We start from the raw sequence: 11,864 nt of genomic DNA on the forward strand, positions 1-11,864 counted from the left end.
CTTAGATTTCTAAAGATACCCATCCTGTAGAAGGCACTTATATAAAACGGGGTTAAAGGTTTGATAAACTTAACCTTACCGGTTTATCGGGATAATTCCTATAAAAAATTCAATCGCACCGGGGAGATATGTGATTCTATATCAAGCAAGACATAGCTTTGTGCTACAGATACTCAGTTGCACAATTAACATGTGATAATTACTATTCGTTTCTGGGCTCAACTATAGCAGAAAGTAAAATATGCTAACGTTGCGAACTTGCCCTTGTTTTATTACCTTAGCATAGGTTTCAACATTGCAACCTAAATATGACTTAACAATGGAGTTGACAGAAAATAAAGTACTCTTCCAAACTATCTTTGATTCTGCTTCAAACAGCATCATTGTTTTGAAATCAATTTATAATTTAGAGGGCAACGCAGAAGATTTCTCAATACAGCTTTGTAACAGTTCCGCCCGTAAGTGGCTTGGTACTATTGATTATAGTGACAAGCGTTACAGCGAGGTTTTTCCGGGGGCTAAGCAAACTGGTATCCTGGACAAATTAATAGCGGTAGCCCAAACTGGTATTACTGCTAATTTTGAAAGTCAATACCCGGGTGAAGTTCATTTATACTGGTTTCGTTTTACGGTAGTGAAACAGGCGGATTTGCTGGTGGTAACAAGCGAAGATATTACAGAGCATAAGCTTGCTGAAATAACCCTCAAGAATGCCTTAGATGTATCTGAAAGGCAACAGCGCCTGTATAACTCAATTACAAATAACACGCCCGACCTTGTTTATGTTTTCGACCTTAACTATAAGTTTACATATGCCAATAAGGCGCTTTTGAACATGTGGGGGAAAAAGGCTGAAGAAGCCATAGGATATGGTTTGCGGGATAATGGTTACGAAGAGTGGCATGCTGCCATGCATGAACGTGAGATAGACGAAATAATAGCCAATAAAAAATCGATACGCGGAACCGTTTCTTTTCCGCATGCCGAATTAGGCAGCCGTGTCTATGACTATATCCTGGTACCGGTATTAAATAAAGACGGACAGGTAGAGGCCATTGCCGGGACAACCCGTGATATTACTGAACTAAAACAGACAGAGGGAAAGCTTCAGCAAAGTGAAACCCGCTTTAGGGGTATGATTCAGCAAACGCCGGCCCCAACATTAGTTTTAATGGGAGACGACCTGATTGTAGAGCAGATCAATACGTCCATGCTCCAGATGATTGGGTTTGGAAAAGAAATAATCGGTACGCCTTTGCTTGAAAACATGCCGGAATTAACCAACCAGTATATTTGGGAACAGGTAATAAAGGTATACAAGGAAGGTATTCCTTTTGACCAGACAGAAGTAGCGGTTTCGCATAAGCGGACCGGCGTTATGAAAGACTATTTTTATAATATCGCGTATCGCCCCTTAAGGGAAGATGGAAAAATTATAGGTATGATACAGGTAGCAATCGATGTTACCGAACAGGTTACTGCGCGAAAAAAACTGGAACGAAGCGAAAGCCGTTTTCGGGCATTGGTCAATGCTTCATCAGATATGGTCTATAGTATGAACGCCGACTGGACCATCATGCGCAACCTCGAAGGACGTGGTTTCCTTGCCGACATAAGTGAACCGATGACAAACTGGATTGAAAAACATATTTATTCAGCTGACATCGGCACGGTTCAAAATGCTATTGCTAATGCGGTTTCCGGAAAAAATATTCTCGAACTTGAACATCGTGTCCTTACAGCGAACAGTACTTTAGGATGGATTTTTTCAAGGGCAGTACCGATACTGGATGAGCAGGGAAATATTTTAGAATGGTTTGGTTCAGCAGCCGATATTACCACACAAAAAACAATTACTGAAAAACCAGAAAGCCTTGTGGCAGAGCGTACAAAGGAGCTACAACGCTCTAACGAAGACCTGCAGCAGTTTGCACACGTAGCTTCCCACGACCTTAAAGAGCCTGTACGAAAAATAAAAACTTTTACCAGCAGGCTGGAACATCATCTTGAAGGTACGATAGATGAAACTGCGGCCCGTTTTATGGACAGGATACATGTGGCAACAGACCGGATGTTCTCTATGATTGATGGCGTATTGGCATACTCTACCACTAATGCTGTGCACCAAAAGCCAACTAAAGTTGACTTAAATGAAGTGTTGAAAAATATAGAGACTGATCTGGAAGTTGCTTTACAAAAGGCAAATGGCACAATTCAATATCAAAATCTCCCTACACTTGAAGGTTCTGACGTGTTGCTTTATCAACTCTTTTATAACCTTATTAATAATTCACTTAAGTTTGCTAAGCCAGACATACCTGCACACATTACAATCTCTTCGGAAACAGATACTGCTGGTTTTGCCAGGATTCAACTAAATGATAACGGAATTGGCTTTGAACCGCTTTACGCCGAAAGAATATTTGAAACTTTTACACGCCTTAATCCAAAAGATCAATTTGAGGGCACCGGCTTGGGATTATCGCTTTGCAAGAAAATCGTTGAACGCCACGGCGGCAGTATCAGTGCCAACGGCGCGTCGGGCGAGGGAGCCTCATTTGTTATCACACTGCCTTTAAAACAAAAAGATTCAGGAATATAGAGATGGGACAAAAAGTAATATTGTTAGCGGATGATGACAGCGATGACAGGGAAATGTTTCATGAAGCCCTTGAACTCGTTGATAACAACATTTCATGTTATAGCACTCTAAATGGTAGTGAGCTATTAGAAAAAATACACACTCTGGAAAAAGCACCAAACTTAATTTTTCTCGATATGAATATGCCCGTAATGAACGGTTGGCAATGTCTGGAAATCTTAAAACGTGACGAGCGTTACAGGGATATACCGGTAATTATTATTTCCACTTCATCACATCAAAAAGATATGGAGACTTCCATACAATTAGGTGCCGTTTGTTATTTGGTTAAACCCAATGATTTTAGGGATTTGATAGAAGTACTGAAAGTATTCACCGAAAATCTATGCACCGGAATTAAGAACGCTATTGCTAACCTTCAATTAAGCAATCCTAAAATCATTTTTACTTAGGCATTAAACTATTAGTCTGCTATTCTTCCTACTCCTTTTGATTGTTTTGCGTCACAATTACCAAGATGTGCGTACACTCACTGGAAAGTATCATTTCTTTGCAGGTACTATTTTGGAACTGATCCCGATACAAAACTTTACACATAATAAAATATGCCAAGTGAGAAATAAAGAAAAGTTTTAAGATTTCAGCGGTCTGGTTACTAATTCCGAAAACCTGCCATTACTGCCGATGCCTCTATGTAGTGTGGGTTTTTGTTGATTTTTCCATCTTTAATAACGTAAGGATGGGTAAGCAATACCTCAGCAAGTGTGTCCTGACTAAAATTGCTGATATCGTACATACAGATTAGTGAACATGGATGTTTCGGTGTAAGTATATTTAAACTGGCCTCATAAGCAACGAGCTCGTCTGTTCCAGGAAGATTTTTAAGCGCCCACACCATATCTCCACAAGCCCTGACACTTTCGTATCCTGCTCTTGATGCCGATACTAAAGTATTTTCCAACATAGTATACATTTTTTCCGCAGCAAATTTGCCGTCCTTAATGTAAGTATTTTCAGAAGCTAATACTTCCAGTTGGCCGCTCGCAAGCTTCTGCGCAATGGATATTCCATTGTCAGTCAGGCAACGGCAATGTTCCCCATGACGATTGCTTTCAAGAATATTAATTACCTTGTCATTCACTGACAAACCCTCCATGATATATGGAATAATCACTTCGTATTGCTGTTCCCTGGAATCAAAAAAACCGCAAATATGCATTGGCGACATTAATGTTTCTCCGCATACCGAAAAAGGTGTTTGCTCGTTCATGGCCCAAATTTACGCAATTAATCTTCTGCAACAAGCACGCCATATCTTGAAATTTGCAGCATAACTCTCATATAGGTTTCATTCCGATGGTTAAATTCTTTTTCTTACTGGGTGGAGTTATCCCCTTTAAATTGTTCCTTAATTAACCATCTGAAAGTTTACTAAGCACTGCTTTTAAATCAATAGCATCATCAAAAAAGTCCTTCCATAAATCATCTTTCTCTACTACCCTTTCTGGCAATGTTTTAATATTGTATTTTTTTATATCAAACTTACTATCCAGTTCTTTCCAGTCTAATGGCGTGCTGACAGTAGCACCTTCGCGTGGGCGCAAAGAGTAGGCACAAGCCATGGTTTTTCCCTTGCCATTTTGTAGAAAATCTAGATATACTTTCCCTATACGTTTTTTGGGCATACGCTCCAGGCTGGTGATATCCGGTAGTGCGCTATGAACCGCATGGCTAATCAGGTGGGAAAATTCACGTGTTTGGTCGTATGTATATTGAGGTTTTACAGGTATAAATATATGCAGCCCTTTACCTCCTGAGGTTTTCAGGTATCCTTTAATATTAAGTTTGTCCAATACTTCCTTTACTTTCTTTGCAGTGTTAATGAGGTCTTTTACCGAGGCTTCATTCGGGTCAAGGTCAAAAATGATGTAATCCGGGTTATTAATGCTTCCGATACGGCTGCTCCAGGGGTTTATTTCTATACACCCGAGGTTAGCCATATAGATCAGCGTTTCCTTATCATTGCAGATTAAGTATTCTATTGATTCTCCATCAGCGGAAGACTTTAGTTTTCGCGTTTTAACCCATTTCGGTGCTTTACCTGCCATATCTTTTTGGAAAAATCCTTCATTTTTAATGCCGTCAGGATTGCGCCTTAACGATTGCGGCCTGTCCTGAATGTACCTTAATACATAATCCGCCATTGCATCATAGTAGGCGATTACATCGCCTTTAGTATACCCCTCTTTAGGCCAAAACACTTTATCGGGATTGGTTATGGCTACTTTATCGGTATCAAAACCCTGTGAAGTGTGCGCTTCTTTTTGCGTTGTTTGGGTGACATCTTTAACCATCTTATCGGTTTTGGTTGGTAACTCACGCGTTACTGCTTTTGCCTTTTTATCGCTCCTGAGTGCAATGAATACCGGGTGGCGGAGGCTGCCCGCCTCTGTCCATTCAGAATACTTAACCTGCGCTACAAGTTCAGGTTTTACCCAATGTATGTTAGGCTCTTTTGGCTTCGTTGTAAAAGGATTAGTTTTTATCTCTAATTTCTTTAATACCCCATGAAGCTCGTGTAATGAAGTTTCATTAAAACCTGTCCCCACTTTCCCGGAATAGATAAATTTATCTCCTTCGTAATATCCTAATAACAATGCGCCAAACCCGCTACGTGAACCCTTTGGCTCGGTATAGCCGCCAATGACCATTTCCTGTTCTTTGGTTACTTTAATCTTTAGCCAGTCTTTGGAGCGTTTATTCACATGGTAAAGCGAATCAACCTTTTTAGCGATTAACCCTTCACCGCCTTGTTTGGTAACTTTTTCTAGTGCCTGAGTACCTTTACCTACAGTATGTTTTGAATAGATTATATCCTCCTGCCTGGGTAGTAAAGCCTCCAGTATTCGTTTTCTGTTTAACAACGGCAATGAGGTTAGGTCATACCCGTTGAAGTACAAGATATCAAACACATAGCATTTCAGCTTTCCTCTCTCGGGGTTATCCTCATAATCCTGCAACCATTGAAAATGGCTTTTCCCTTTTGAGTCTTCTACCACAATCTCACCGTCCAGTATCATGGTGTCGGTAATCGTTTCAAACGAGGCAACCAATGGCACATACTTTGCATTGAATGACAACCCGTTACGAGACATCAGTTCAACCTTACCTTTATTGATCTGTATCAATGCCCTGTAACCGTCGTATTTGTTTTCAAACAGCCATTCATCATTGTCAAATACACTGTCGGTCAAAGTAGCAAGTTGCGGTTTCCATTCTTTAGGGAACGTTTTCCTGTTTTTTGCACCGGCTACATCATCTGCTGTAAAAGATGGCGCGGAGGTACTTTTCTTTGTAGTTTCAAGGATGTTATTGGTATCCCCACTTTTAGTTGTTGTGGCTTTTTTACCGCTTTCCCAGGTATTGGAGGCTTTATCTTTTGCAATTTGTATAAGTGTACGCCCGGTTAGTACCGAATGCTGGTCAAACTCTTTTTTGTCGGCAAAATCATCCTTGCCTTTCATAAGCAGCCATTCCTCTTTTTTACCGCTCATACGTACCAAGTGGTACGATCCTTTTAGTTTTTTGCCCTGCATAACGACTTTGATATTGCCGTCAGCGTGCATTTTTTTTATCATTTTTTTGCTCTCCGCCAGTGTATCAGCTCCTTCAGCCAAATAAGTACCGGTGTCCCATACCATAACGGTGCCACCGCCATATTGTCCTTTAGGTATGGTACCTTCAAAGTCAATATAGTCCATAGGGTGATCCTCTACGTGCATGGCGAGCCTTTTGACCGATTGGTCTGCACTTGGGCCTTTAGGCACTGCCCAGCTTACCAATACCCCGTCGATTTCCAGCCGCCAGTCAAAATGCAGGTGAGAAGCCTCGTGCTTCTGTACCACGAAGTGCAGTGCCTCACCCGCTTTTTTAATTTTACCTTTGGGTTCTGCTGTCTTCTTAAAATCCCGCTTTTTATTGTATTCTGATAATTTCATGGCAGCTTAGTTTTTAATGGCGGCAAGGCTGGCTTTTAACTGTTCCAGTAAATCATCCTTAGCTTCAGGGGTTTTCTTCCTCCTGCGCGGTGCAGGTGCTTTTGCTCCTGGTTTAGCCGAAGCTTTTTTCTTGATCATTTTAATCAGTTCGGCCTTATAGGTATCCTTATATTTTGAAGGGTCAAAAGTATCAGTCAGCTGGTCAATAATGTTGATGGCCATATCCAGTTCTTTCTTGACAATCTTTATATCAGAAGGAATTAATCCTGCTTCTTCAGGATCTCGGAGTTCATCCTCAAAACGTATCTGAATCAGTAGTATGGCATCCTCCTCCACCTTCAATATTCCAAGGTGTTCGGTGGTACGCATAACAAATTTGCACAGCCCAACTTTACCGGACTTGCGGAGTGCTTCGCGTAAAAGCGCATACACCTTTTTAGCGTCTTTAGACGGCTCAGTTATATACGGTTTTTCAAGGTATTTAGAAGGGATTTCATCTTCTTTTATGAACTCAAAAATATCAAGTGATTGTGTTTTTTCAGGGGCCGCTTTGGCAAAGTCGTCCTTATCAAGAATTACATAATCGCCGTTCTCCTTGCGGTAACCTTTGGCTATGTCCTCCCAAGGTACCTCTTTGCCATCTTTTTTACATACCCGGACGTACTGTATGGCACATTTGTCTTTTTTACGCACCATGTCCAGGGCGATGCGATGGGTTTGGGTACCGCTGTATATTTTTATAGGGATATGCACCAGGCCAAAGCTGATGCTGCCTTTCCACAATGCTTTCATAGTTTTGATTTTAAATTCTTTATGAATTTAAAAATAATGAAAGGCATTTCATAGCTATTTAATACTACTTTGTGTAAAAGTCACAATAGAAAAATAAACTAAATACATTTTTTGAAGCGATAAATTACAATAAATGTTAAATTGATACACTATGTAATCATTACTTTTTAAGAATTAATTCTCTATTATTTTGATGCAGGCAGGTAAATTGAAATTGACGTACCATTGTTAACACCTGTATCAATCTCTATCTTACCAGAATGATTTTCAACAATTTTTTTGCATAATGCAAGCCCTATACCGGTGCCGGGATACTCATTTTGGCTGTGGAGTCTTTTAAAAATGGTGAAAACCTTGCCTATATGATGAGGCTCAATACCTATACCATTATCTTTTACCGTAATTTTATAAAATGATGCTGCATCTTCACTAACCCTGCTAATTGTCACATTTATGATGGGCTTACTTGTATTAAACTTTAGTGAATTACTGATTAAATTATAAAAAAGCTGACTCAATTGAACAGGACTCCCCATAACGGTAGGCAGGTCTTCTGCATTGATTTCCGCGCCTTTTTCTCTTATTGTAAATTCAAGGTCATTCTTTACCTCTTCTATAATCTTGTTCAGGTCAGTTTGGGTAAACAATTCCGGTTTTACGGCCAGTCTTGAATATCCTAACACATCTTTAATAAGTTGCGACATACGTTCGGCAGCGCCACTTATCTTCGAAAAATAAAAGTCCTGTTTTTCTTCATCCTTACGATTATGTTGGGAAAGTGATATAAAATTCCTGATTTTTCGCAACGGCTCCTGCAGGTCGTGGCTCGCTATATAAGCAAACTGCTCAAGCTCTTTATTTTTCAGTTGAAGTTCATCATTATATTCCTTTAGTTTTTGCTGCGCCTCCCTCAGTTCTTTATTATCCTTCAGGGTCTCTTCAACAAGCTTTTGTGCATGGATGTTTATCATGCTTATGATCCAGCCGGTCGAATTTTCTTTCTCATCAGTATTAGGAACGATATATACCTGGTACCAAACCGGTGAAGATGCTGTAAATAACCTTGCCTGGATAGATTGTACCGACTGTTTTTTCTTGGCTACGCTCCATGCCTTAATTACTGATTCTGCATCATCTGCATAAAACAACTTGTGAATAATAGCCGGCGAAAACTCCTTTACGGTAGTGCCTAAAAGGTTTTCTGCGCTTTTATTGGTTACAAAAATCTTATCTGATTTTGAAACGGAAAATACAATAAACGGTAAGGTATCAGTTAATTGCCTGTAATTATTTTCGCTTTCAGTTACTTTGTCTGCAAGCTCAATTAGTTGTATATTCTTTTTCCTTATTTCATCGTATGCTGAAAGTGGCGCCTCTTTTTTAAAATATTCTATAAATGAACTGATCCTTAATTCTGAAAGGATTCCGGAATATGGAACCTTGGCAGCAAGTATAATTTTATAGTCTCCTTGCTCAGCACTTGTAATAATATCCTTTACAAGACGCTTTGCATAATTAAACGCCTCAGGGTTGCAACCCGCAAGGTCTATTTTATCGTGCAGTACGGCTGTTATTTCTTTCTTACCGCCATTTAAAGAATTAATGCCTAATACAAGATACGATTCCAGACCGCTTGCAATAGCACAGCGTGCAATTTCAGATACAGCCGTGGCAAATCGGGTTTGGGAAGATGCCATAAGCCCACATAGCTCCGCCAGCTTGATACTGCGCTTGTGCGCCAGTATCAGGTCCATCTCATTATCCAGCCTTATGCTTATAATCTCTTTCATAATTTTATAAATTTACCTTGGCTACCAGTACAGACATATCATCAGTACCGCGTGCGTGGTCCTTATAAAGCGTACCTGCTATGGTATTTGGCGAATGTTTTAACAATCCTGGCATACCGGTTAAGTTCCACCGCCCCCTTAACCCGTCAGAATGCATAACGAGCGTCTGGTATTTATTAAGCTCAAAAACAGATTCCGTTAGTGTACGGGGTATATTTAGCCCCACAATGCCATTGTATGGAGTATAATTTTTGCTCTCAAGCCCGGTGTAAATAGAAGTGGCAATATTACCGATACCGCAGAGATGCCATTTTTGTGCCTTTAGGTCTAAAAACACAATAGTGGCTACAAGTCCCCGCGTTTTCTTAACTTCATGATGTATGTATTGTAAAATGGCGACCAAACTTTTTTCGCGACATTCTTTAAACGCTGTTATCGCTAAGGCAACGGCATCATGTGCATGTTCACCATGACCCAGCCCATCGCCTAAAAAAAAGTATACACCATTGTTAGCATACTTTACCGCATATCCGTCGCCACATACAGATTCTCCTGGCATGTTTACCTGTACAGCGGCAACGTGCACAGGCTCTTTCCTGAAAATTTCATTTTGCGCATCTTTATAAATCTTACTATGCGCAACAGTACCCCAGCCCTTTAACGTGTAAATAGATGATTCAGAACTAAGACGTTCAATAGCGCCCAGCCCCTGCCCCAGTGTTTGTGAGGTGGATGCACCATCCCTCATCATTTGTGGCAGGTTGTGTATACCCTGCCCTTTGTCCAGGCAATATATCTCAAAAAAAACACCGTTAGTATCTGTTGCCGTGCGGTATAAAATTTCACCTGAACCCACAAATTTAACAAGGTTTGATGCAAGTTCTGAAACTACGATGTCAATTTCACCGGTTTTTTGTGAACTGAAACCGGCAGCAACAGTAAGGTTATGAATTTCACGTTTTACAAAAGAAACATAGCTTTTATCTTCAATCCTATAACTGTAAAACGTATTATCCATTCTTCCATTTTATTATCGTTACCGTTGTTCCTTGTCCAACGGCAGATTGTATATTAAATTCATTAACCAGCCTTTTAGTTCCCGGCAGCCCTAATCCAAGGCTTTTACCGGTGCTGTAACCGTCTTTCATAGCAAGGTCAACATCGACAATACCAGGCCCTTTATCACTAAAAATAAGGCGTATTCCAGGCTGCCTGCCATCATTTACTGATTCTATACCAACTATGCCACCGCCACCATATTTCAGCAGGTTACGCACTAGTTCGCTCGCTGCTGTAATAAGTTTTGTCTGGTTCAGTATCCCCATACCAATTTTTACAGCAGCTTCTTTTACCTTGTTGCGAAACGGAACTACATCCTGCTCTCGCACAATAACAACATCTTCCTTATTCAGTATCGTTGTCATCATGGGTATCGCTTTCATTGTCACTCAATATTATTTTGGAACGCAACAGCTCCATACCTTTTTCAACATTAAGTGCCGTAGATACCCCTGTAAGGGTTAACCCAAGCTCAACCAAAGTTATGGCAACCGCAGGCTGCATGCCCACAATGACCGATTCTGCGCCCATTATTTTAGACATTACTCCAATATTACCCAATATCCTTCCCATAAAGGAATCAATGATGGAAACCGAAGAAATATCAATAAGTACGCCCTTGGATTCATGCTTTTTTACCGAATTAACAAGGTCTGTTTCAAGGTTTTCGGCCAACTGGTCATACAAATCTACCTGTATGGTAACCAGTAAAAAATCGCCCATTTTTAAAATAGGTATTCTGTCCATTTCTATCGATTAATTATTTTCTTTTAGTAACCTGAATTTGCAACATGTGGAAAGCTGTTTGCAGCGCGCTCGCCAATGTAGATTTAGTCATAATACCTGACAGGTCGATTCCTAAATGCACTACTATCTGGGCAATTTCCGGCCTTATACCGCTAATAATACACTCAGCACCTAAAAGACGCGTGGCGCTAACGGTTTTAATAAGATGTTGTGCAACAAGGGTATCTACTGCAGGAACTCCGGAAATGTCAAGTATCGCTATAGTGCTGCCAGTTTCTACTATCTGTTGTAACAGGCTTTCCATAACAACCTGCGTCCTGGCACTGTCAAGGGTTCCAATAATAGGCAGGGCCACAATACCATCCCAAACCCTTATTACCGGGGTTGAAATTTCGGTAATTTCATCAGTTTGTCGCATAATCACGTCCTCACGCCCTTTAATAAAGCCTTCAAAAGTTAGTACTGCCATATTATCAATGATCTTACTAATTTTAAGACTATCAGTATATAATATTGCAGGTTCTGAAATATTCTGGGATAAGATTTCTAAAAGCGCTTCCTTGAATCCAAACATATAAAGGGCGGTTTCCCGTGGCGAAAAGCCCTGTTTAGCACGCGAAACGGAAATACCCATAAGTACTTCGTTAACTTTTTCAAAGGCATCGGCATTTCTGTCTTCAAGTGTGGCAGTATTTATGGAACTGAGAAAAGATTCTACCAGTTCTTTAGAATCATCAATCTGGTCGTCTACATTAAAATACCCTTCATCCTCCTTTTGTTTAGTTATCCATAAATCAAGGATAGCCCCGCCATTGCCTTTTAAAATCTCAATTGTAGTTTTTTCCATTATGTATGTTTGATTGTATAAGGATTTAA

General features: G+C 40.2%; 10 protein-coding genes. 2 read left to right on the top strand and 8 right to left on the bottom strand.

The genetic code is table 11. The features are described 5' to 3' along the window. Positions 1-319 precede the first annotated feature (319 nt). Positions 320-2,602: a PAS domain-containing sensor histidine kinase gene (locus DYH63_RS09795; protein ID WP_116788631.1), complete on the top strand. Its 2,283-nt coding sequence runs from the start codon at positions 320-322 to the stop codon at positions 2,600-2,602. A 2-nt stretch (positions 2,603-2,604) separates the two neighbouring features. Next, complete coding sequence (locus tag DYH63_RS09800; protein WP_116788632.1) at positions 2,605-3,054, top strand: response regulator; 450 nt, start codon at positions 2,605-2,607, stop codon at positions 3,052-3,054. Positions 3,055-3,257: 203 nt separating this feature from the next. Here the strand turns inward: DYH63_RS09800 and DYH63_RS09805 are convergent, their stop codons facing one another. The 8 genes from DYH63_RS09805 to DYH63_RS09840 form a co-directional block, all read right to left on the bottom strand. Then, positions 3,258-3,872: an MEDS domain-containing protein gene (locus tag DYH63_RS09805; RefSeq protein WP_116788633.1), complete on the bottom strand. Its 615-nt coding sequence runs from the start codon at positions 3,870-3,872 to the stop codon at positions 3,258-3,260. Between the two features lie 142 nt (positions 3,873-4,014). Beyond that, on the bottom strand, positions 4,015-6,600 hold the full coding sequence (gene ligD, locus DYH63_RS09810) for a DNA ligase D (protein WP_116788634.1): 2,586 nt from the start codon (positions 6,598-6,600) through the stop codon (positions 4,015-4,017). 6 nt (positions 6,601-6,606) lie between these two features. Continuing rightward, a complete protein-coding gene (gene ku, locus DYH63_RS09815; RefSeq protein ID WP_116788635.1) occupies positions 6,607-7,392 on the bottom strand; it encodes a non-homologous end joining protein Ku in 786 nt (261 codons plus the stop codon). 185 nt (positions 7,393-7,577) lie between these two features. Continuing rightward, the gene (locus tag DYH63_RS09820) at positions 7,578-9,182 is read right to left on the bottom strand and encodes a PAS domain-containing sensor histidine kinase (protein ID WP_116788636.1); all 1,605 of its coding nucleotides are present in this window, start codon (positions 9,180-9,182) and stop codon (positions 7,578-7,580) included. Positions 9,183-9,186: 4 nt separating this feature from the next. Continuing rightward, the gene (locus tag DYH63_RS09825) at positions 9,187-10,200 is read right to left on the bottom strand and encodes a SpoIIE family protein phosphatase (RefSeq protein ID WP_116788637.1); all 1,014 of its coding nucleotides are present in this window, start codon (positions 10,198-10,200) and stop codon (positions 9,187-9,189) included. Further along, a complete protein-coding gene (locus DYH63_RS09830; protein WP_240409092.1) occupies positions 10,193-10,624 on the bottom strand; it encodes an anti-sigma regulatory factor in 432 nt (143 codons plus the stop codon). The genes DYH63_RS09825 and DYH63_RS09830 overlap by 8 nt, the downstream gene beginning before the upstream one ends. Then, entirely contained in the window at positions 10,587-10,988 is a 402-nt protein-coding gene (locus tag DYH63_RS09835) for an STAS domain-containing protein (RefSeq protein WP_116788639.1), read from the bottom strand. The genes DYH63_RS09830 and DYH63_RS09835 overlap by 38 nt, the downstream gene beginning before the upstream one ends. A 13-nt stretch (positions 10,989-11,001) precedes the next feature. Then, entirely contained in the window at positions 11,002-11,835 is an 834-nt protein-coding gene (locus tag DYH63_RS09840; protein ID WP_116788640.1) for an STAS domain-containing protein, read from the bottom strand. Positions 11,836-11,864: the final 29 nt, after the last annotated feature.

Source organism: Flavobacterium psychrotrophum, from assembly GCF_003403075.1.
Taxonomy (GTDB): Bacteria; Bacteroidota; Bacteroidia; order Flavobacteriales; family Flavobacteriaceae; genus Flavobacterium; species Flavobacterium psychrotrophum.